The organism is Nonomuraea sp. NPDC049419, from assembly GCF_040676995.1.
In the GTDB taxonomy this organism is placed as follows: Bacteria; Actinomycetota; Actinomycetes; order Streptosporangiales; family Streptosporangiaceae; genus Nonomuraea; species Nonomuraea salmonea.
The window spans coordinates 198,465-220,563 of sequence record NZ_JBFAQB010000007.1; the positions used below are offsets into that span (position 1 = coordinate 198,465).

Below are 22,099 nucleotides of genomic sequence, written 5' to 3' on the forward strand. Positions count from 1 at the left end.
CTTGAGCTCAGCCCAGAGCGCCCAGGTCGGCCGACAGCCAATGTTCGGGCCGCATCCTGAACGTCACCAGCACATGGAGATCGGAACCCTGCACATATCCCGACACGGCGTCGGGCGGCAGATAGCGGGACGAGATGCGGGTCAGATCCTCCAGCGTCGTCGGCCCCGACCGCACCACAGGGCCCTCCACCGACACATACCGGTAGGTCGGGCTCGACCGCTGCACCAGCAGCGAGAACCGCCCCGCCTTCGCGATCAGCCTGGCCTTGATCGAGTCGCCGTCGGTCAGGAACCTGACCTCGCCGCCCGGAAGGTAGTCGTACCAGACGGGCACCGTCAGCGGCCCCCGCCCGTCACCCGACTCCACGGCCAGGCTCGCGATGTGCGGCTCCGCCAGGAACGCCTCCCGATCCGCCAGGCTCAACGGCATCCCACCCCACCCCCGTGTCTCATCGATCGTGCAACGGCTATTCCCGCTGGGCGGGATCCCGAAAAGTCCCGACCCCACCATCCTTCACCCTTCCCTCCCTGACGCCTCCCACCCCACCAGCCCCACGGGACCGATCAGTATTTGGGCCCGACGTACCGATCGAGCACCTCCACCGCCTCCCGCCGCGCGACCGACAGCTCGTTGCGCTTGTTGTAGCGCCAGGCGACCCCGAGCAGGTCGAGCGCCGCACCGCACAGGGCGAGGATGTCCGCCGACTCGTTCCTGAACAGGTAGCGCGGGTATGCGTAGCAGCGGACGCCGCCGGGCAGCTCGCGCCGCACGCGGTTGAGCCCCCGGTGGCCGTCGGAGTGCATGAGCCCGCGCACGAAGCGCCCGGGATGGGTGGCGACGATCTCCTGCTGCCAGGGCATGAGGGTGATCGCGCGCTCGTGCTTCTTGCCGGGACCGTGCTGGGGGAACAGGTGTGGCCAGTGCTTGGAGTAGGAGTTGACCTCGCTGCACCCCTGCCGCCGCAGCACCCGGACCTTGTTGGTCGGCCGGATCATCCGCATCGCCTCGACGCATTCGCCCACAAGCCCAGGCCAGGTGTCGGCGCACATGATGCGCAGGGACCAGACGCGCTTGGCGCGGTCTCCGACCCAGGAGATGCAGCCGTCGCCGAGGTAGAGGCCGAGCAGGTAGGCGTAGGTGCCGGCAGGGGCGGGGAGGTGGGGGACCGTGACGCAACGGGGGCACGTGCCGGTCATGGGAGAGTCTGATGCCGGACGGTCGCGCCACTCCTTGATGGCGGCGCGGCTGACTCCGGTCTGGCGGCTCGCCTCGCTTATGCTGAGCCCGGAGGCGAGCAGCCGGAGAGCCTGCTCACGGACTGTGAGATCGTACATGCGCAGAGTGTCGCAGCCACGTACGACAAAACCGCCCGGCCGGTAGCCAGGCGGTCGTGTCAGTGCCCCGGGTGGGATTCGAACCCACACTGTGCGGGTTTTGAATCCGCCTTCTCTGCCAATTGGAATACCGGGGCTGAGATCCGGGAATGTCCGGACGCATGGGGGTCCTGCGCGTTCGAATCCTAGCCTAACCAGAGGCCGGATCGATCCAGCGTGGATCTAATCTACCGGACGTCTGTACTCTTCTGCTCGTGAGTACGCAGCGGCGAGTAGTGATCGCGGAAGACGAGGCCCTGATCCGCCTCGACCTCAAGGAGATGCTCCAGGAGGACGGCTACGTCGTCGTGGGCGAGGCCGGTGACGGTGAGCAGGCGATCCGGCTGGCCGACGAGCTGAAACCCGACCTCGTCATCCTCGACGTGAAGATGCCCGTGCTCGACGGCATCTCGGCGGCCGAGCGGATCACCGAGATGCGCATCGCCCCCTGTCTCATCCTGACCGCGTTCTCCCAGCGTGATCTGGTGGAGCGGGCCAGGGACGCGGGGGCGATGGCCTATCTGGTCAAGCCGTTCACGAAGGCGGATCTGGTGCCGGCGATCGAGATGGCGGTCAGCAGGCATGACGAGATGGTGGCGCTGGCGGCCGAGGTGTCGAGCCTGTCCGAGCGCTTGGAGACGCGCAAGCTGGTCGAGCGGGCCAAGGGTCAGTTGATGGCGCAGCACGGGTGGACGGAGCCGCAGGCGTTCCGGTGGATCCAGAAGGCGTCGATGGATCGGCGGCTGAGCATGCGTGAGGTCGCTCAGATCGTCATCGCGGACGCGGCGGACCGCTCCTGAGGCCGGAGCGTGCGAGGGTCCCGGCCGGTGTCCGGTAGGGGCGTTCCGTGTGGGTTTCGGGGTGCTTCCTGGTGGGTTTCGGCTGGGGCGAAGCGGGGTGCCCGGGAATTGGGATGTAAGGGGCTCGTGGGGTGTTTTGGTCTGTGTCCGGAAATATCGTCGCTCAGACCTGCCTAGCGAGTCATGTCCGTAACTCTCCTGAAACAAACCATTACTATCAGTGTTTACGACATTACGAATTGGCATAAAAGTATCGGAAGAACTCCCCATTTCACCCCACAACGGGCATGCTGAGCCCGGTAAACCCAGCGAAGGCGATCGTCCCTTCGTTGAGATAGGGGGAGTCTCATCTTGATGAACCGCATTGCTCCGGCCGGCCGCGTCCTGGCGGTCGCGGCCGCGGCGAGCCTGGCACTGACGGCGTGTGGCAGTGACGGCGGCGACACGGCCGCGCAGGAGTCCGCCGCCCCCGCGACCTCGGCGGCCTCCTCGGCGCCGGCGGCGGCGAAGGGCGACGGCACGCTGACGCTCGGCACGGTCCTGCCCCAGACCGGTTCGCTGGCCTTCCTCGGCCCGCCCGAGTTCGCGGGCGTGGACGCGGCGGTGAAGGAGATCAACGAGGCCGGCGGGGTGCTCGGCAAGCCGATCGACGTGGTGCACACGGACTCGGGCGACACCAGCACGAACATCGCCTCGCAGTCGGTGGACAAGCTGATCGCGCAGAAGGCGGACGCCATCATCGGCGCCGCGTCCTCGTCGGTGTCGGAGTCGATCATCGACAAGGTCACGGGTGCGGGCATGGTGCAGTTCTCGCCGGCCAACACCTCGGACAAGTTCACCACGATCAAGGACGATGGCCTGTACTTCCGTACGGCGCCGCCGGACAAGCTGCAGGGCCGGGTGCTCGGTGACCTGATCGCGGCCGACGGCAACGACACGGTCGGCATCCTCGCGATGCAGGACTCGTACGGCTCGGGCCTGGCCGACCAGGTGACGGCGACGGCCGAGGCGGCGGGCGCGAGCGTGGTGGAGCGGGTCGACTACGACCCCAAGGCCGCGGACTTCTCGGCCGACGTCGCCAAGATCAAGGCGAAGAACCCGAAGGCGGTCGTGCTGATCGGCTTCGAAGAGGGTGCCAAGGTCGTCGCGGAGCTGGTCAAGCAGGGTCTGACCGCGGACAAGGTGAAGTGGTACATGGTGGACGGCAACATGTCGAACACCAACTACGAGAAGATGCCGAAGGGCACCCTGAAGGGCGTCAAGGGCACGATCCCGGGCGCCGAGGCGCCGGACGCGTTCAGGGACAAGCTCAAGGAGATCAACAAGGATCTCGACGACTTCACCTACGCCGCCGAGTCCTACGACGCCGCGACCCTGATCGCCCTGGCCGCGGAGGCCGCCAAGGACGACAGCGGCCGTTCCATCGCCTCGAAGCTGGCCGAGGTCAGCAAGGGCGGCGAGAAGTGCAAGAGCTTCAAGGAGTGCGTCGACCTGCTGAAGGCCGGCAAGGACATCGACTACGACGGCGTCAGCGGTCCCGTCGAGTTCGACGACAACGGTGACCCGCAGGTGGCCACGATCGGCGTCTACCAGTACGGGGACGACAACAAGTACCCGAGCAAGGCGATCGAGTACCGCACGGGCAACATCGCGGGCTGACCCCCCGGCTGACCGCCTCTCCCGCGTCGCGCCCGCGGGAGGGGCGGTTTTTTCACTGCCGGTTTTCGCTGCCGGTTTTTACTGCCGGCTTCACTGCCGGGTTTCACTGCTGGGGCAGCCCGCAGGCGCGGGCGGCGTAGTGGATGAGCCTGTCCTGCAGGGGTTTGGGCGGTGTGACGATGACGACGCGTTCGTCGCCGCCGTCGAGGGCGACGCGTACGGGGAACAGGAACGCCTTCTTGGCCTCGGCGAAGGCGTGGGCGTCGCAGCGGCCAGGGGTGAGGCGGATCGGCAGGCGTACCTGCCGCGCCTCCGCGTCGAGCGTGCCGAGCGGCTCCGCGTGCTCGACGATGTAGTGGGTGGTGCCGCCCATGGAGGTGAGGCGGACGACGCCGGGCCCGCGCCGGGTGACGACGAGGTCGCCCCGCATGACCGCGTCCGCGCCGGATCCGGTCTGTTTCCACTCGGGGCCGAACTCGATGGTCACGGCCTGCTTGACGAGGTGTTCTGAGCATTCGTCGCGCAGCAGCCTGGCCAGGAGGGGGTCGGGGTGCGGCACGGGGAAGGCGACGGCGTGCGGCGGCCGGCCGCCGGTGCTGACGCGGGCGACGACGGTGGCGGGCGCCACCTCGGGCAGGCCCGTGGGCGGGCAGTTGGCGGGGCCGTAGGTGAGGGGCAGGTCGGTGCGTGCGGTCTTGCGGATCGTGGCGTCGGCGCGCTGCGGCGGCAGGGTCGTGAAGGACGCCGTGACAAGTTGGACATCAGCGAAATAAACCGGTGTTTCATGAATATTTCGGACGGCCACTTGAAGGACGTGCACCGGCTCGTCCGAACGGTATTGGGCCAGCGAGACCGTGACCCCCGGCGGCGGTGCGGCCGGCCGCGGGGAAGCCGGCGCGGCGCCGGTGCAGCCCGCCGCGAGGAGCGCCGTCACGAGGGCGGGGGTTATGCGCTTCACCAGATGCACATTAAGCATCCTTACGCAGGTCCCGTAAGTTGAGGAGTGATTACGACTCCGCATCCAAGTGCCGACAGTTCCTCAGCGCATCTGGTTGGAGCATGCGACGATTTTGTACGTTTCCTGCATTCGATCGGGAACGCTCGGCGGTGCTGACGGATCCCGGCCTGGAATGAAGGAGACACTTCATGATCCGCATTGCTCCCGTGGGACGGGCGCTGGCTGTCGTGGCCGCCACCAGCCTGGCCCTGACAGCCTGCGGTGGTGGCGGTGACACCGCCACGCAGACTTCCGAGAGTGCCGCACCGGCCTCTTCCGCTCCCGCGGCGAAGGGCGATGGCACGCTCACCCTCGGCACGCTGCTGCCCCAGACCGGTTCGCTGGCGTTCCTCGGCCCGCCCGAGTTCGCAGGTGTCGACGCGGCGGTGAAGGAGATCAACGAGGCGGGTGGCGTGCTCGGCAAGCCCGTCACCAAGTTCGACACCGACTCCGGCGACACGACCACGAACATCGCCTCGCAGTCGGTTGACAAGCTGCTTGCCCAGAAGGCCGACGCCATCATCGGCGCCGCGTCCTCGTCGGTGTCCGAGTCGGTCATCGACAAGATCACGGGCGCGGGCGTGGTGCACTTCTCGCCGGCCAACACCTCGGACAAGTTCACCACCATCCAGGACAACGGCCTGTACTTCCGTACGGCTCCGCCGGACAAGCTGCAGGGCCGCGTCCTCGGTGACCTGATCATCTCCGACGGCAACGACACCGTCGGCATCATGGCGATGCAGGACTCGTACGGCACCGGGCTGGCCGACCAGGTCCAGAAGACCGTCACCGACGGCGGCGGCGAGGTCGTCGAGCGCGTCGACTACGACCCGAAGGCGGCCGACTTCTCGGCCGACGTCGCCAAGCTCAAGGCCAAGAACCCCAAGGGCATCGTGCTCATCGGGTTCGAGGAGACCGCCAAGGTCGTCCAGGAGCTGGTCAAGCAGGGCATGCCGGCCAGCAAGCACAAGTGGTACATGGTGGACGGCAACATGTCGAACACCAACTACGAGAAGATGCCCAAGGGCACGCTGACCGGCGTCAAGGGCACCTACCCCGGCGCCGCCGCTCCCGACGAGTTCCGCGACAAGCTGCTCGCCGTCAACCCGAAGCTCGAGGACTACACCTACGCCCCCGAGTCGTACGACGCGGCGAACCTGATCGCGCTGGCCGCCGAGGCCGCCAAGAGCGACGCGGGCGTGGACATCGCCGCGAAGCTGGCCGAGGTCAGCAAGGGCGGCGAGAAGTGCACGAACTTCAAGGAGTGCGTGGACCTGCTGAAGGCCGGCAAGGACATCGACTACGAGGGCGTCAGCGGCCCGGTCGAGTTCAACGACGCCGGTGACCCGGCCGTCGCCACGATCGGCATCTACCAGTACGGCAACAACAACAAGTACCCGGTGAAGGCGCTGGAGTACCGTACTGGCAACATCGAGGGCTGAGCACCACCCGGCACTCGTCAGAGAAGGGCCCGGCCGTCACGGCCGGGCCCTTTCGCGTGCGCTCACGTGCAGCCGGCCACGATCTGGTCGGCGGCGGCGCGGTACTGCTTCAGCAGCGCCACCTGGCGCTCCCTGGGGACGTCGCCCTTGGACAGGCGGGCCGTGGTGAGCTTGACGGTCTCGGCGGCCGGCCGCAGCGAGCCGGGCAGCCGGTCGGCGAACTCCCGCGTGATGCCGTGGGCCTCGGCCAGGCGGCCGATGACGGCGTCCTCGAAGTTCTGCCGGTCCTCCTGACCTCTGGGCTCCAGCATGAGGCCGGCGTATCCGATGGCCGAGACCACGCGCGCGCACGGGTCGTCGGTGGGGTCGCCTCCGGTGCTGTACTTGGCCGAGGAGGACGCCGACTCCTGGCAGCCGACGAGGACGAGGGGCAGGACGAGCGCGACTGTCGCTAAACGGTTCACACGGCACATTAAAAGACGGGGAAGGGCTCCCGCGGGAGTCCCTTCCCCGTCTCGAAAGTGATCCGTTACGCCTTCGCGAGCGTGCCGAGGTACAGCTCGATGACCTTCGGGTCGTCGGCGAGCTGCCGCCCGGTGCCGGTGTAGGCGTTGCGGCCCTGGTCGAGGACGTATCCGCGGTGGCAGATCTGCAGGCAGCGGCGCGCGTTCTGCTCCACCATGATCACGGTCACGCCCGCCTTGTTGATCTGCTGGGCCTGGATGAAGACCAGGTCCTGCAGCTTGGGCGACAGGCCCGCGGACGGCTCGTCCAGCAGCAGCACGGACGGCTCGGTCATGAGCGCCCTGGCCATCGCCACCATCTGCCGCTCACCGCCCGACAGGGAGCCGGCGCGCTGCTTGCGCCGCTCCTTGAGCGCGGGGAACAGCTCGGCCACGAACTCGAAGCGCTCCTTGAACTTCCCCGGCACCTGGAAGGCGCCCATCTCGAGGTTCTCCTCGATGGTGAGGCTGGGGAAGACGTTGTTGGTCTGCGGGACGTAGCCGACGCCCCGCGAGACCAGCGAGTGGGCCTTCATGTTCGTGATGTCCTCGCCCTTGAGCAGGACCGTGCCGCTGCGGATGTTGACCAGCCCGAACATGGCCTTCAGCAGCGTCGACTTGCCGGCGCCGTTGGGGCCGATGATGCCGATCAGCTCGCCCTGCTGGACGTACAGGTCGGCGCCGTTGAGGATGTTGACGCCCGGCAGGTAGCCCGCGATGAGCTCGTCGCAGCGCAGCACCGCGTTCTCGGCGCCCGCCAGGTGGTCGCTGCGGTCGGTGACGGCCCGCTGGGAGCCCGCCGTGTCCGGTTCCTGGGCGTCGGGGGTCGGCGCTTCGTCGGCGCTCACTTCTGCGTCTCCTCTTCGATCTCGGCCTCCAGAGCCGCCTCGGCCTCGTGGAGCTGCGTCTCAAGGTCGCCTTCCGAGAGCGGCGCGTCGTGGTGGGCGCCCAGGTAGGCGTCGATCACGCGCTCGTCGGACATGATCGTCGAGGGCGGCCCCTCGGCGATCACCGCGCCCTGCGCCATGACGATCACCCAGTCGCTGATGTCGCGGACCATGTCCATGTCGTGCTCGACGAACAGCACCGTCATGCCCTGCTCGCGCAGGTCCTTGACGTGGCCGAGCAGCGACTGCGTCAGCGCCGGGTTCACGCCGGCCATCGGCTCGTCCAGCATGACCAGCTCCGGCCGGACCATGAGCGCGCGGGCCATCTCCAGCAGCTTGCGCTGGCCGCCCGACAGGGATCCGGCGAAGTCGTCGCGCTTGGCGTCGAGCTTGAACCGGGCCAGCAGTTCCTCTGCCCGCTCGGTGATCTCCTCCTCCTGGCCGCGCCAGAAGGCCGGGATCATGGCGCGCCAGAAGCTCTCGCCCTTCTGGTGCTGGGCGCCCAGGCGCATGTTCTCCATGACGGTCAGCCGGGAGAGCGCCTTGGTGAGCTGGAACGTGCGCACCATGCCGGCCCGCGCGACCTTGTGCGCGGGCACGCCGTTCATCGGCCGCCCGTTGAACGTCCACGAGCCCGCGTCGGCCGTGTCGAAGCCGGTGAGCTGGTTGAAGAACGTCGTCTTGCCCGCACCGTTGGGGCCGATCAGCGCGGTGATGGAGCCGCGCTGGATCTCGACGTGCTCGACGTCCACGGCGGTGAGACCGCCGAAGCGGCGCAGCACCTTGTCGACCACGAGGATGGGGTCCGGCTTGGGCACGCCGGGATCGCGGGCCAGGTCCTTGAACGCGGCCAGGGCCGCGGCCTTGCGGTCGCCGGCCGTCGTCTGGGTCTCAGCGTGCATCGATTGCCAGCTCCCTCTTGTCACCAAAGATGCCCTGTGGCCGGAAGACGAGCAACAGGATGAGTCCGAGACCGACGAGGACGTAGCGCAGGGCACCGACCTGGTTGGTGTCGATGATGGTGATGTAGCCGGCGGCGACGGCCTCGCTGAGCGTGCCGTTCAGCAGGACCAGCAGCACCCAGAACAGTGCCGCGCCGACGACGGGGCCGAGCACCCGGGCGGCGCCGCCCAGGATGATCATCGTGTAGAGGTAGAACGTGGTCTCGGTGCCGAACACGTCCGGCTGCACGGAGCCGTACGCCAGGCCGTAGATGAAGCCGCCCAGCGAGCCGATGACGCCACCGAGGATGAGCGCCTGCATCTTGTACGAGAACACGCTCTTGCCCAGGCTGCGCACCGCGTCCTCGTCCTCGCGGATGGCCTTGAGCACGCGGCCCCACGGGCTCTTCATCAGCAGGAAGACGATGAAGCAGCACAGCACGATGAGCAGCCAGCCGACGGTCAGCACCCACATCGAGCGGTTGTTGAAGAACAACGGCACGGGCCCGAGGTTGAAGCCGTAGTCACCCTCGGGGTACGGGTTGAGCGCGTAGAAGCCGTCGCTGAAGCCGCGCTGGCCGTCGGAGCCGCCGAAGACGTCCTTGAACGTCACCGAGCGGAAGACGAGCCGGACGATCTCGGCGGCGGCGATGGTGACGATGGCCAGGTAGTCGGCCCGCAGCTGCAGGGTCGGGATGCCGAGCAGGATCGCCAGGATGATCGCCCCGACGATGCCGACGCCGATGCCGATCCAGAACGGCAGGCCCATCACGGTGACCGTGACGGCCAGTCCGTAGCCGGCCACGCCCATGAACGCCGCCTGGCCGAAGTTGAGCAGGCCGGTGTAGCCGAAGTGGATGTTCAGGCCGATGGCGGCGAGGCCGTACAGCACCGTCTCCACGTTGACCGCGGACTTGATGGTGGTGCTGAGAATCGTGATCCAGTCCATTCTGATCCTCCCCCGATCAGCCGATCCGCTCGCGGCGGCCGAGGATGCCCTGCGGCCGGACGAGGAGCACGATGATGAGCACTGCCAGCGCGCCGACGTTCTTGAGCTCCGGCGGCACCCACAAGGTGGAGACCTGGATGAACAGGCCGACCACGAGCGAGCCGACCAGGGCGCCGAACGCGGTGCCGAGCCCGCCGAGCGTCACGCCCGCGAAGATGAGCAGCAGGATCTCCTGGCCCATCGTGTACTTCAGGTTCTGGGAGAGCGCGAGCATGATGCCGGCGAGGGCCGCGATGGCGCCGCCGCCGGTCCAGATGATCCTGATGACCCGGTCGACGTTGATGCCGGAGGAGGCCGCGAGCGCCGGGTTGTCGGCCACGGCGCGGGCCGCCTTGCCGGTGCGGGTGCGCAGCAGCGCGAACCCGACGATGATCAGGACGACGAGCTCGATGCCCATCGCGACCAGGTTCTTGGGCGCGGCGGAGATGGGCCCGATCTCGATGCCGGGCTGGGCGTTGTACTGCGCGAAGGACTCGGTCTGGCCGCCGAAGAAGATCAGGAAGACGTAGCGCATGAAGAGCGCGACGCCGATCGAGATGATCATCATGGCGATGATGCCGGTGCCGCGCCTGCGCAGCTGGCCCCAGAACAGGCGGTCCTGGAAGTAGCCGAGGACCGCCGCGGCGATGACGGCGATGAGCGCGGCGGGGACGAGGTGCAGCCCCAGGCCGACGTTGAAGCCGTAGGCCAGCAGGGCGCCCAGGGTGACCAGCTCGCCGTGGGCGAAGTTGGTCAGGCCGGTGGTGCCGTAGATCAGCGACAGGCCGAGCGCCGCCAGGGCGATGATCAGGCCGAGGTTGAGTCCCTCGAAGGTGAGCTGCGCGGCCTGGGCCCAGAACGTGCTGGCGGCGCCGACGTCCTCCTGCTGCTCCTGGCCGGGCGCGCCCTTGGGCTGGAGCGCGAACAGGACGGCCGAGCAGTTGCCCTCGTAGACGGTCGGCGTACGGGTGTTGTTGCCGCCGCGCACCTCCGCGTTCTGCGGGAGGGTGCTGGGGTCGAGGGTGACCTTGTATTTACCCGGCTCCTCGACCTGAACTTCCCACGTGCCCTCGGGATTGGTGGTGACCTCCTCGACGGGTTGCCCGCTTTCGGTGGTCACGGCGATTTTGGCGCCGTTCACTGGCTGGCCTTGGAGTTTGAGCGTTCCCCTCAATCCCTGGCAATCCGTCGGATCCGCGTGCGCGGGGCCGGCGAGCAGGAAGATGAGTCCACTCAGAAAGGCCGTGAACGCGATCACGGCTCTGCGCAATGGTGCTCCCTCAAGTAGGTCAAGGCGGGGTTGTGCCCCTCCATCTCGACACGCGCGCATCGCAGGCACAACTGGGATGCAATGGCGGGAGCTTATTGCGGAGACGCCCGGTTCAGTATCGTTCGTCACCAATTAGTGACATGTGTGTGTCAGTGATGTGAGCAAACAACACGGCAGGTCAGGGGCTAAATCGCGGTAGACGCCTGGCAGCTTGAGGGAACGATCTCGTAACGATCGGAAGATAAAGGTGGACGAGCCCGCGGGGGCGGCCGTTGGGGCCATGTCAGGCATCCCCGGCCATACACGGGAGCACCCCGCATACGCGGGGCCGGACACGTTTTCTACTTGGCCTCCCCGCGGGCTCTGGTGAAACAACCGTAGCGACCCGCGGGGGGCATGCGCAAAGGGTCGGACGAAGTGACGTAAGGGGCACTACGGTCAGGCGTCACGCAGCATGCAGGTGAGCCGCGAGGTGCACACCCTCCTGCCCTGCTCATCGGTGATCTCGATGTCGTACGTCGCCAGCGTCCTGCCCCCGTGCAGCCGGGTCGCGACCCCCGTCACCCAGCCCGAGCGGGCCGAGCGGTGATGGGTGGCGTTGATCTCGATGCCCACGGCGATCCGCCCGGCCCCGGCGTGCACGGCCGCGCCCACCGAGCCCAGCGTCTCGGCCAGCACCGCCGACGCTCCGCCGTGCAGCAGCCCGTACGGCTGCGTGTTGCCCTCGACCGGCATGCGGCCCACCACCCGCTCAGGCGAGACCTCGAGGAACTCGATGCCCAGCCGGTCGGCGAGCGTTCCTTCGTGCAGGTCGCCGAATATCGAGACGTCCATAGGGTCGGTCTGCGTCAAAGTGACGCCTCCACTCTTCCGAGCTCGGGTTTTCTGTCGGAGACGCAGACTAGGCTGCCTGTGTGCCGAAGAGTGAAGTGACCCCCAGCCGCCCGTGCCTGCTGCTGCTCGACGGGCATTCGCTGGCCTATCGCGCGTTCTACGCGCTCAAAGACGCCAACCTCATGACCACCGACGGTCAGCACACCGAGGCGGTCTACGGGTTCACCTCGATGCTGACCAACATCCTGCGCGACGAGCAGCCCACCCACGTCGCGGTGGCCTTCGACCGGTCGGAGCCGACGTTCCGCCACGAGGAATACGCCGACTACAAGGCCAACAGGAGCGAGACGCCCGAGGACTTCCGCGGTCAGATGCAGCTCATCTACGAGCTGCTCGACACGCTGCGCATCCCGCACCTGTCCAAGGCGGGCTTCGAGGCCGACGACGTCATCGCCACCCTCGCCACGCGCGCCCGCGAGCAGGGCATGGACGTCCTGATCGTCACCGGCGACCGCGACGCGCTGCAGCTGGTCGACGAGCACGTCACCGTCCTGATGACCCGGCGCGGCATCAGCGACATGACCCGCTTCACCCCCGAGGCGGTCCAGGAGAAATACGGCCTGACCCCGCAGCAATACCCCGACTTCGCCGCGTTGCGCGGCGACCCCAGCGACAACTTGCTGAGCATCCCCGGCGTGGGGGAGAAGACCGCCGCCAAGTGGGTGCGCGAGTTCGGCTCGCTGACCGCGCTGGTCGACCGGGTCGACGAGGTCAAGGGCAAGGTCGGCGACAAGCTGCGCGAGCACGTCGCCCAGGTGCTGATGAACCGCCGGCTCACCGAGCTGCTGCGCGACGTCCCCGTCGAGGTCCAGCCGGGCGAGCTCGAGCAGGGCGCGTGGGACCGCGAGGAGATCAACAAGTTGTTCGACACCCTGCAGATCCGCGGCGAGCTGCGCGAGCGGGTGTTCAAGGTGCTCGGCACCGGCGAGCAGGAGCCCGAGCAGGGCTTCGAGGTCGAGACCGTGCTGCTCGGCTCCGGCCGGGTGGCCGGCTGGCTCGCCGCGCTGCCCGAGGGCCGCGCCGGGCTCGCCTTCAAGGGCGCCTACGGCCGCGGCACCGGCCGCGTCGACGCCGTCGCCATCGCCTCCCCCGACGGCACCGCCGCCTACATCGACCCCGTCAAGCTCACCGAGGGCGACGAGGCGGCCCTGCGGGCCTGGCTGGGCGACGAGACCAGGCCCAAGGCCGTCCACGACGCCAAGGGGCCCATCCTGGCCCTGTGGGCGCAGGGCATGGAGCTGCGCGGCCTCAGCTGCGACACCGCGCTGGCCGCCTACCTCGCGATGCCGGGCCAGCGCACGTTCGCGCTCGAAGACCTCGCCCGCCGCTACCTCCACCGCGACCTGCGCGCCGAGCACGAGGACAACGGGCAGGCCGCGCTGTTCGGCGACGACGAGGACGCACCGGCCAAGGACCTCGCGCTGCGCGCGAGCGCCGTGCGCGAGCTGGCCGACTCCCTCGAGACCTTCCTGGCCGGCCGCGGCGGCACCCAGCTGCTCGGCGACGTCGAGCTGCCGCTGCTGACCGTGCTCGCCGAGATGGAGCGGGCCGGCATCGCCGTCGACAGCGAATACTTCGCCGCCCTCGAGGCCGAGTTCGGCGCCGCGGTCAAGCACGCCGTCGAAGAGGCCCACCGCTCGGTCGGCGAGCAGTTCAACCTCGGCTCGCCCAAGCAGCTGCAGGAGATCCTCTTCGTCCGGCTCAACCTGCCCAAGACGAAGAAGATCAAGACCGGCTACAGCACCGACGCCGACCAGCTCGCCTGGCTCGCCACCCAGACCGAGCACGAGCTGCCCACGATCATGCTGCGCCACCGCGACCAGCAGAAGCTGCGCACCACCGTCGAGGGCCTCATCAAGGAGATCGCCGACGACGGGCGCATCCACACCACCTTCAACCAGATCATCGCCGCCACCGGGCGGCTGTCGTCGGAGAAGCCCAACCTCCAGAACATCCCGATCCGCACCGCCGAGGGCCGCCGCATCCGGCAGGGCTTCACGGTCGGCGAGGGCTACGAGACGCTGCTGACCGCCGACTACAGCCAGATCGAGCTGCGGATCATGGCCCACCTGTCGGGCGACGAGTCGCTGATCGAGGCGTTCGAGTCGGGCCACGACTTCCACCAGGCCACCGCCGCCCGCGTCTTCGACCTGCCGCCCGAGCAGATCGACGGCGAGCTGCGGGCCCGCATCAAGGCGATGAACTACGGCCTGGCCTACGGGCTGTCCGACTTCGGGCTCGCCGGGCAGCTCAACATCCCGGTGGCCGAGGCGCGGGCGCTGAAGGAGGAATACTTCCAGGAGTTCGGCGGGGTCCGCGACTTCCTGCACGCCATCGTCGCCCAGGCCCGCACCGACGGCTACACCGAGACGATCATGGGCCGCCGGCGCTACCTGCCCGACCTCACCAGCGACAACCGCCAGCGCCGCGAGATGGCCGAGCGCATGGCGCTCAACGCGCCCATCCAGGGCTCGGCCGCCGACATCATCAAGGTCGCCATGCTCAACGTGCGCCAGGCGATCCGCGAGGAGGAGCTGGCCTCGCGGATGCTGCTCCAGGTCCACGACGAGCTGGTGTTCGAGGTGGCGCCGGGCGAGCTCGACCGGCTCAGCCGGCTGGTGCGCGACCAGATGAACGCCGCCTACCGGCTGCGGGTCCCGCTGGAGGTCTCGGTGGGCGTCGGCCGCACGTGGGAGGACGCGGGCCACTAGCCGCGAAAGCCGCGCTGTGGGCGGTTCTGCATTAATCTGTGGAGCCGTCATCACCGAGCGGCCGGGAGTTTCGTGCGGTCATCAGCGTCCCTCACGCGGGTCATCGTCGTCGCCAACGCGGTGGTGATCACGATCGCCGTCATCGGGCTCGCTCTCATGCCGGGCGAGCCGCGCCCGCACGCCAGGCCGCAGGCCGGCGCCACCGTCCAGGGCAGCGCCGAGCCGCCCGAGCCCACCCCGGTCGGGCAGCCGCCCGGGGTGGTGTCCACGCCCGAGTTCGCCAAGCAGGTGCGCGCCAACGAGGCGGGGCTGGTGCCGGTGCTGATGTACCACCGCATCCTCGCCAAGCGGCGCGCCTCGCTCGACCGCACGCCCGCCCAGCTCAGGAAGGAGCTGGAGAAGCTGGCCGAGCGCGGCTACGTGCCGATCACCGCGGCCGAGTTCGTCAGGGGCGAGATCAGGGTGCCGGCCGGCAAGTTCCCCGTGGTGCTGACGTTCGACGACGGGCATCCGAGCCACTTCGGGCTGGGCGCCGACGGCCGGCCGCTGCCCGACACCGCCGTGGGCGTCATCCAGGACGTGGCCGCCCGGCACCCGGGCTTCCGTCCTGTGGCCACGTTCTGGATCAGCAAGGAGCCGTTCGGGCTGCGCGAGCACGACGCGCAGGCGGCGGCCGTACGGTGGCTGACCGGCCACGGCTACGAGGTGGCCAACCACACCTGGAGCCACCCCGACCTGCGCACGCTCAAGCGCAAGAAGGTCAAGGAGCAGATCGTCCGGCTGGAGCGGCTGCTGAAGAAGCTCGGCGCGCCGCCGTCCCAGACCATGGCTTTGCCGTACGGGTCCCTGCCCAAGGGGAAGAAGCCCGCCAGGACCGGCTCCTGGGACGGCACGCGTTATGATTTCGCGGGCGTGTTCCTCGCCGGGGCCGAGCCCTCGCTCTCGCCGTACGCGAAAAAGTTCGACCGCGGGGCGATCCAGCGCATCCAGAGCAACGGCAAGAAGGGCGAGTGCCGCAAGTGGTGCTCCCAATACTGGCTCGACTGGCTGGACCGGCATCCCGGCAAGCGCTACGTCAGCGACGGCGACCCCGACCGCATCTCCATCCCGGAGAAGGTTCGAGGTAATATCATCGCCAAGCGAGGGCGCCAGGTCATCGCCTATTGACGCCCCGCCGGATTGACCCCGTGGCGTTGGTCTCATATGCTGATCGCTGCGCTGTGGGCTCGCGCGCGCCTCAGACGGAGCGGGCTCGCGCTCGGTCACGTCGATGTCGTAATTCCTCGGCTTGATGCGGAAGAGGGCCTGCCGCGCATCCGCCACATCGACATCCTGTCCGCGTTCGGAGCAATTCCACACATGACGTCCAGCACTGAGGCCACCTCGAGCACCCCGCAGGTAGCGGTCAACGACATCGGGTCCGAGGAAGCCTTCCTCGCGGCGATCGACGAGACCATCAAGTACTTCAACGACGGCGACATCGTCGAGGGCACCGTCGTCAAGGTCGATCGAGACGAGGTTCTTCTCGATATCGGCTACAAGACCGAGGGTGTCATCCCCTCGCGCGAGCTTTCGATCAAGCACGATGTCGATCCCGCTGACGTCGTGGAGGTCGGCGAACACGTCGAGGCCCTCGTTCTCCAGAAGGAGGACAAGGAGGGCCGCCTGATCCTGTCCAAGAAGCGTGCTCAGTACGAGCGCGCCTGGGGCACGATCGAGAAGATCAAGGACGAGGACGGCATCGTCACCGGCACGGTCATCGAGGTCGTCAAGGGTGGTCTCATCCTCGACATCGGCCTGCGTGGCTTCCTCCCGGCGTCCCTGGTCGAGATGCGCCGTGTCCGCGACCTGCAGCCGTACGTCGGTCGCGAGCTCGAGGCCAAGATCATCGAGCTCGACAAGAACCGCAACAACGTCGTCCTCTCGCGCCGCGCCTGGCTCGAGCAGACGCAGTCCGAGGTTCGCCAGACGTTCCTCAACACCCTCCAGAAGGGCCAGGTCCGCAAGGGCGTCGTGTCCTCGATCGTCAACTTCGGTGCGTTCGTGGACCTCGGCGGCGTCGACGGCCTGGTCCACGTGTCCGAGCTGTCCTGGAAGCACATCGACCACCCGTCCGAGGTCGTCGAGGTGGGCCAGGAGGTCACGGTCGAGGTCCTCGACGTCGACATGGAGCGCGAGCGCGTCTCCCTGTCGCTCAAGGCCACCCAGGAAGACCCGTGGCAGCAGTTCGCCCGCACCCACCAGATCGGCCAGGTCGTGCCGGGCCGCGTCACCAAGCTGGTGCCGTTCGGTGCGTTCGTCCGGGTCGAGGAGGGCATCGAGGGCCTGGTCCACATCTCCGAGCTGGCCGAGCGCCACGTGGAGATCCCGGAGCAGGTCGTCCAGGTCGGCGACGAGATCTTCGTGAAGATCATCGACATCGACCTCGACCGTCGCCGCATCAGCCTCTCGCTGAAGCAGGCCAACGAGGGTGTCGGCGCCGAGGTCGAGTTCGACCCGACCCTCTACGGCATGGCGGCCACGTACGACGACCAGGGCAACTACATCTACCCCGAGGGCTTCGACCCGGAGACCGGGGAGTGGCTCGAGGGCTTCGACAAGCAGCGTGAGGAGTGGGAGCGGCAGTACGCCGAGGCCCAGCAGCGCTTCGAGGCTCACAGGAAGCAGATCGAGGAGGCCCGCAAGGCCGAGGCGGAGGCCGGCGAGGCCGCTCCCTCGTCCTACAGCGGCGAGACCCAGCCCCAGCAGGGTGGCTCCTCGTCGGCTCCGGCCAGCGGCGCGCTCGCCTCTGACGAGGCGCTCGCCGCGCTCCGCGAGAAGCTCGCGGGCGGCCAGAGCTGACGCCCCGCACCGGGCGCCGGCCGCCTGAGGCGTGATCTTCGCGCCGGGTGGCGGCCATCAGCAGTGGGGGAGGCCCCGCACGGTTCTCCGTGCGGGGCCTCCCGCATGTCCCGGCCCTTCCCGGCCGGGTTCGTCGGGCGGCGCCTCCGCTCACGGCCGCTCGGCGGGGGCCTTCGCGCGCCGGCTCCGGTGGCGGCCGATGGCGGCCGATGCGGCTCGTTCGCGGCGCCCTCGCGGGTTCGCTTCCGTGGCTGCGCTATTGCGGAAGGCTCCTTGCCGCGTTCGTCGTTAGCGTGCCGGGCATGGAAGAGATCACCGCTTTTCGTATCGATATCCCGCAGGCCGACCTGGACGAGCTGCGCGAGCGGGTGCGCAGGACCCGGTGGGCGGGGGCGCTGCCGGGAGGGTGGGACCGGGGCGTGCCCGTGGACCATCTGCGGGAGCTGGCCGCGTACTGGGCCGGCGGGTTCGACTGGCGGGCGCAGGAGGCCAGGCTGAACGCGTTCGCGCAGTACACCACCGTCATCGACCGGCAGCGGGTGCATCTCCTGCACGTACGCTCGCCGGAGCCGGGCGCCGTGCCGCTGATCATGACGCACAGCTGGCCGAACTCCGTCGCCGAGTTCCTCGACGTCATCGGCCCGCTCACCGACCCGCGCGGCCACGGGCTCGACCCCTCGGCCGCCTTCCACGTCGTGGCCCCGTCGCTGCCCGGGTTCGCGTTCTCGCCGTTCCCCGAGCCGGCCGGCCCGCGGCCGTGGAGCATCGACCGGGTGGCGCGCACGTGGGCCGAGCTGATGCGGCGGCTCGGCTACGACCGGTACGTCGCGCACGGCAACGACGCGGGAGCGCTCGTCACGCCGCGCCTGGCCGCCCTCGACAGCGAGCACGTGATGGGCGCGGTGATCACGGCCGGGCTCGGCGTCCCCACGGGCGAGCCCGGCGAGCTGGACGGGGCCGCCCCTGAGGACCTTGCCCTGCTGGAGGAGATGGGGCGGCGCATGGCGGGCGGCAGCGGCTACGGGCCCTACCTGGCCGCCCGGCCGCAGACCCTGGCGTACGGGTTCGTGGACTCGCCGGTGGCGCAGCTCGCGTACCTGGTGGAGCGGTTCAGGGAGTTCGACGGGTGGGAGCCGGGGGCCGAGCCCATCGACAGGGACCTGCTGCTCACCAACGCCAGCCTGTACTGGCTGACCGGCACCGGCGGATCGTCCTCGTGGCCGTACTACGAGGGGGCGGCCGGGCTGCCCGTCGACCAGAAGGAGGTGCCGACCGGGGTCACCCACGGCGGGCCCGAGGTGCTGCGGCGGATCGCCGAGCGCGGCAACGACATCGTCTACTGGGGACGCGGCGAGAGCCCCAGCCACATGGTCGCCATGGCGTCGCCCGCCTCGCTCGTGAACGGTATAAGGGAGTTTTTCCGGATCCTGCAGCGGCGCGATGGAGATTTTACCTGAGGGTCTTTGCAAGCCTGTGACCTGCGCCGGTGAGTGCTGGGAGACTGGGCGGCGCTTGGTGGCTGCGACTCTCGGGAGCGATCTGCGTGGGCATGGTTCAGCCGGTCATCAGGGCGGCGGCGGGCCTCACGACCGCCGCCGTCCTCGCCAGCGCCGTCCTCGTCACCGCCGTACCGTCCGTGGCGTCCGTGGCGTCCGCCGCCGCCGCCACGGACGGCGCACTGGATCCGGTGGACGAGCGGGGCGGCGGCTTCTGGTCGGACCGGTCCGGCGAGCCGGACGGCCCGGCGCTCGGGCGGGTGCGGTGGCGGGAGTGCGGCGACGGGCTGAGGTGCGGGAAGCTGTCCGTGCCGGTGGACTGGAAGCGGCCGTCCGGGACGCGTACGGAGATCGACCTCGCCTGGCTGCCCGCCCGCGACCCCGCACGCAGCCTCGGCCCGCTGGTCGTCAACACCGGGGCGGGCTCCACCGTCCAGGACGTGCGCGCCAGGCCCGACACGGTGAGCGAGCTGGCCCGATGGTTCGACGTGGTGCTGGTGGAGCCGCGCGGGATCGGCGACAGGGGGAGCGCGGCCATGGTGCGCTGCTCGGTGCCGCCACCCGACCCCCGGCGGCTCCAGATCGCCTCTGGAGAGGCCGCATGGCGCTCCTACGCCCGTCACAACGCCGCCTACGACAGAAGCTGCCGGATCGCGGCCGGGCCCGCCTACGACGGCCTGACGGCCTGGCAGGTGGCACACGACCTCGACGCCCTGCGCGACGCACTCGGCCGGCGCCGGCTGCGCTACTTCGGCAACGGGTACGGGGCGGTGTACGGGCAGGCGTACCTGGAGCTGTTCCCCGGCCGGGCCGGTCGGATCTACCTGGAAGGCGTCCCTGACCACTTCCAGCCCGGCCTGGGCCGGCGCCTCATCGCCCACGCGAGGGCGGCCGAGCGCCAGTTGCGCTACTTCCGCGACTGGTGCGTCAACCACCTGGCCTGCCCCCTGGACGGCGACGCCGTCGAGGTCCTGGACGACCTCCTCGCCCACGGGGTCGGCGGTGTCGATTCGGGCGGCGGCACCCAGCGCACGGCTTCGCCTGCCGAGCTGCTCCTGCCCGCGAACCCAGGCCCGCCCTCCGGCCCTCGTGAGCCGACGGCAGGCTCGCCCGACGGTCCCGGGCTGGACGCTCTGCTCGGCGAGACGCCACTCAAGGCGGGCCCCTGGCTCGGCGAGCTGCTCGGTGGAGGACCGTCGGTCGTCGCCGGCGGTTCGGCGGGCGGGCGATCGTCCAAGGCAGGGCCAGGGGTCGTTCCCGGCAGGCGGGCGGTGGACGAGCGGCGCGTCGTCGCGGCCGTGCTCGCCGGGCTCGACCCGAAGCGGTGGCCCGAGCTGGCCAGGGCGCTGGCCGCCGCCGAGGAGGGGGACACGCGGGCGCTGCTGGCGCTCGCCGACGTACGGCGGGCCGAGGCGCCCGCCACGGTCTCCCGGGCGATGCACTGCCACGACTTCATGCCCGCGGTGCCCGGCTACCGGACCTTCCTGCGCATGGAGGCCAGGCTACGAGAGGTGGCGCCCCGGGTGGGCTGGCTGACCGGCCGCTACGAGGTCGGCAGGTGCCTGGGGCTGCGGGCCCGTCCGAGCTGGCCGCCCCACACCCCGCGACTCGACCGGTCCCGCCTGACCGGCGCCGAGGCGTCCGCGCCGGCCGGAGGCGAGGGCCGGCCCTCCTCGGGAGACGCCGGTGACCGGCCGGCGCGGACCGGCAGCGACCTCGGGCCCAGGGCTGGCGGCGGCCAGGAGACCGACACCGGTCCTGCCGTGCCTCGTGCCGGCGCAAGCGGCGGCCTTGAGCGCGGTGCGGCAGGTTCCGCAGTGCCGGGTGACATCGGTGGCGTAGGAGCCGATGATCGGGCGTCGGTGCTGGTCGGAGTGGGGCGGCTGGATGTGGTCAGTCCGCCTGCCCCGGCGGCGCGGCTGGGGCGGGGGATCCCCGGTGCGGTGGTGTTGTGGCACGGGGACGGGCATGACGCCTATCTGCTGCAGGGGGCCGGGAAGCTGCGGGCCGCTTGCCTGCGGGCCCGGGTGCACGACTTCCTCGTACGCGGAAAGCCGCCCAAGGGGCGCACGTCGTGTCCCGGCGAGCTGACGGCGGGGGCCGGGCGCGGGGAGTAGGCTGCGGCGGGTGGTGATCGAGCGGGCGGTGCCCGATGACGCGGGCGAGGTCCTGACCCTGCAGCGGGCGGCCTACCTCAGCGAGGCGCAGCTCTACGGCGACCCCTACATCCCGCCGCTGGTCGAGTCGCTGGAGCAGATGCGCAAGGTCATCGAGGGCGCGGTCGTGCTCAAGGCGGTCGAGTCGGGGCGCATCGTCGGCGCCGTACGCGGGCGGCTCTCCGGCGCCACCTGCCTGGTGGGCCGCCTCGTCGTGGCCCCTGACCTGCAGGGCAGGGGCATCGGCACGGCCCTGCTGCGCGCCCTGCACGAGCAGGTGCCGCAGGCGAAGGCGTTCGACCTGTTCACCGGCCACCTGTCCGAGGGGAACCTGCGGCTCTACCGCCGGCTCGGCTACCGCGAGACCCACCGCGAGCGCATGGACGACCACCTGACCCTCATCCACCTCCGCATGACACCGGAGCCGGCGGACGGGGAGTGAGCTGCGCATGACGCCGGAGCGTGGCAAGGGGAAGCGTGCTGCGCGTGACGCCGGAGCAGGCGGCGTGAGATCCGGGCGATAGGCTTTCCGGCGTGTTGAAGATCGGGCTCACCGGCGGCATCGGCTCCGGGAAGAGCGAGGTGTCCAAGCGGCTCTCGGCCAGGGGCGCGATGGTGATCGACGCCGACCTGATCGCCCGTGAGGTGGTCGAGCCCGGCACGCCGGGGCTGGCGCGGGTGGCGGAGACGTTCGGCGGCGGGGTGCTGCGCCCCGACGGCTCGCTCGACAGGGAGAAGCTCGGCTCCATCGTCTTCACCGACTCCGAGAAGCTGGCCGCGCTCAACGCGATCGTGCACCCGCTGGTGGGGGAGCGGGTCGCGGAGCTGCAGCGGGGCGCCGGCAACGACACGATCATGGTGTACGACGTGCCGCTGCTGGTGGAGAACAACCTGGCCCCCATGTACGACGTGGTGATCGTGGTCGACGCCCCCGACGAGCTGCGCATCCGCCGCCTGGCCGAACACCGCGGCATGGCGGAGGCCGACGCCAAGGCCCGCATCGCCGCCCAGGCGAGCAGGGACGACCGGCTGGCCGCGGCCGACATCGTGATCCCCAACGACGGCTCACTCGAGGAGCTCGACGCCCGCGTCGCCGAGGTCTGGGACGACCTCCTGCGCCGCGCCGCCGTGGGTTGACGA

General features: G+C 69.6%; 19 protein-coding genes and 1 tRNA gene. 10 read left to right on the plus strand and 10 right to left on the minus strand.

What is annotated here, in order from left to right; genetic code table 11:
- Window positions 1-7: 7 nt before the first annotated feature.
- The 3 genes from AB0K12_RS22815 to AB0K12_RS22825 form a co-directional block, all read right to left on the minus strand.
- Complete coding sequence (locus tag AB0K12_RS22815; RefSeq protein ID WP_345401508.1) at window positions 8-430, minus strand: pyridoxamine 5'-phosphate oxidase family protein; 423 nt, start codon at window positions 428-430, stop codon at window positions 8-10.
- 134 nt (window positions 431-564) lie between these two features.
- Entirely contained in the window at window positions 565-1,335 is a 771-nt protein-coding gene (locus AB0K12_RS22820) for a helix-turn-helix domain-containing protein (RefSeq protein WP_364564416.1), read from the minus strand.
- A 63-nt stretch (window positions 1,336-1,398) separates the two neighbouring features.
- Window positions 1,399-1,472: transfer RNA gene (locus AB0K12_RS22825), tRNA-Leu, on the minus strand.
- Between the two features lie 117 nt (window positions 1,473-1,589).
- Between AB0K12_RS22825 and AB0K12_RS22830 the strand changes: the two genes are divergently transcribed.
- Together AB0K12_RS22830 and AB0K12_RS22835 are read left to right on the plus strand one after the other, a co-directional pair.
- Entirely contained in the window at window positions 1,590-2,174 is a 585-nt protein-coding gene (locus AB0K12_RS22830) for a response regulator (RefSeq protein ID WP_364564419.1), read from the plus strand.
- 354 nt (window positions 2,175-2,528) lie between these two features.
- Window positions 2,529-3,833: an ABC transporter substrate-binding protein gene (locus AB0K12_RS22835; RefSeq protein ID WP_364564422.1), complete on the plus strand. Its 1,305-nt coding sequence runs from the start codon at window positions 2,529-2,531 to the stop codon at window positions 3,831-3,833.
- Between the two features lie 103 nt (window positions 3,834-3,936).
- Here AB0K12_RS22835 and AB0K12_RS22840 read toward each other — a convergent pair whose 3' ends face one another.
- Entirely contained in the window at window positions 3,937-4,800 is an 864-nt protein-coding gene (locus tag AB0K12_RS22840; RefSeq protein WP_364564424.1) for a hypothetical protein, read from the minus strand.
- Window positions 4,801-4,979: 179 nt separating this feature from the next.
- Between AB0K12_RS22840 and AB0K12_RS22845 the strand changes: the two genes are divergently transcribed.
- Window positions 4,980-6,272 (plus strand): ABC transporter substrate-binding protein, encoded by a 1,293-nt coding sequence (locus AB0K12_RS22845; protein WP_355427832.1) that lies wholly within the window; start codon window positions 4,980-4,982, stop codon window positions 6,270-6,272.
- 62 nt (window positions 6,273-6,334) lie between these two features.
- On the opposite strand, the gene AB0K12_RS22850 is transcribed toward AB0K12_RS22845, so the two are convergent.
- The 6 genes from AB0K12_RS22850 to AB0K12_RS22875 form a co-directional block, all read right to left on the minus strand.
- Entirely contained in the window at window positions 6,335-6,736 is a 402-nt protein-coding gene (locus tag AB0K12_RS22850) for a hypothetical protein (protein WP_364564428.1), read from the minus strand.
- Between the two features lie 65 nt (window positions 6,737-6,801).
- Complete coding sequence (locus AB0K12_RS22855) at window positions 6,802-7,536, minus strand: ABC transporter ATP-binding protein (protein ID WP_364565006.1); 735 nt, start codon at window positions 7,534-7,536, stop codon at window positions 6,802-6,804.
- An 83-nt stretch (window positions 7,537-7,619) separates the two neighbouring features.
- The gene (locus AB0K12_RS22860) at window positions 7,620-8,564 is read right to left on the minus strand and encodes an ABC transporter ATP-binding protein (RefSeq protein WP_364564430.1); all 945 of its coding nucleotides are present in this window, start codon (window positions 8,562-8,564) and stop codon (window positions 7,620-7,622) included.
- On the minus strand, window positions 8,554-9,552 hold the full coding sequence (locus AB0K12_RS22865; protein WP_364564433.1) for a branched-chain amino acid ABC transporter permease: 999 nt from the start codon (window positions 9,550-9,552) through the stop codon (window positions 8,554-8,556). Before AB0K12_RS22865 ends, AB0K12_RS22860 begins: the two co-directional genes overlap by 11 nt.
- Window positions 9,553-9,568: 16 nt before the next feature.
- A complete protein-coding gene (locus AB0K12_RS22870) occupies window positions 9,569-10,711 on the minus strand; it encodes a branched-chain amino acid ABC transporter permease (RefSeq protein ID WP_364564436.1) in 1,143 nt (380 codons plus the stop codon).
- A 588-nt stretch (window positions 10,712-11,299) separates the two neighbouring features.
- Window positions 11,300-11,695 carry a hotdog fold thioesterase gene (locus AB0K12_RS22875; RefSeq protein ID WP_355427847.1) on the minus strand — a complete coding sequence of 132 codons (396 nt, stop codon included), beginning with the start codon at window positions 11,693-11,695 and terminating at the stop codon, window positions 11,300-11,302.
- Window positions 11,696-11,775: 80 nt separating this feature from the next.
- Between AB0K12_RS22875 and polA the strand changes: the two genes are divergently transcribed.
- From polA to coaE, 7 genes are all read left to right on the plus strand, one after another.
- Window positions 11,776-14,466 carry a DNA polymerase I gene (gene polA, locus AB0K12_RS22880; protein WP_364564440.1) on the plus strand — a complete coding sequence of 897 codons (2,691 nt, stop codon included), beginning with the start codon at window positions 11,776-11,778 and terminating at the stop codon, window positions 14,464-14,466.
- Window positions 14,467-14,538: 72 nt separating this feature from the next.
- The gene (locus AB0K12_RS22885; protein WP_364564443.1) at window positions 14,539-15,633 is read left to right on the plus strand and encodes a polysaccharide deacetylase family protein; all 1,095 of its coding nucleotides are present in this window, start codon (window positions 14,539-14,541) and stop codon (window positions 15,631-15,633) included.
- A 192-nt stretch (window positions 15,634-15,825) separates the two neighbouring features.
- A complete protein-coding gene (gene rpsA / locus AB0K12_RS22890; protein WP_355427943.1) occupies window positions 15,826-17,307 on the plus strand; it encodes a 30S ribosomal protein S1 in 1,482 nt (493 codons plus the stop codon).
- Window positions 17,308-17,609: 302 nt separating this feature from the next.
- Window positions 17,610-18,764, plus strand: a complete 1,155-nt coding sequence (locus AB0K12_RS22895; protein WP_364564447.1) for an epoxide hydrolase family protein — start codon at window positions 17,610-17,612, stop codon at window positions 18,762-18,764.
- A 92-nt stretch (window positions 18,765-18,856) separates the two neighbouring features.
- Window positions 18,857-20,920, plus strand: a complete 2,064-nt coding sequence (locus AB0K12_RS22900; RefSeq protein ID WP_364565009.1) for an alpha/beta hydrolase — start codon at window positions 18,857-18,859, stop codon at window positions 20,918-20,920.
- 13 nt (window positions 20,921-20,933) lie between these two features.
- Window positions 20,934-21,401 (plus strand): GNAT family N-acetyltransferase, encoded by a 468-nt coding sequence (locus tag AB0K12_RS22905; protein ID WP_364565012.1) that lies wholly within the window; start codon window positions 20,934-20,936, stop codon window positions 21,399-21,401.
- A gap of 92 nt (window positions 21,402-21,493) precedes the next feature.
- On the plus strand, window positions 21,494-22,096 hold the full coding sequence (gene coaE / locus AB0K12_RS22910; RefSeq protein WP_364564450.1) for a dephospho-CoA kinase: 603 nt from the start codon (window positions 21,494-21,496) through the stop codon (window positions 22,094-22,096).
- Window positions 22,097-22,099 lie beyond the last annotated feature (3 nt).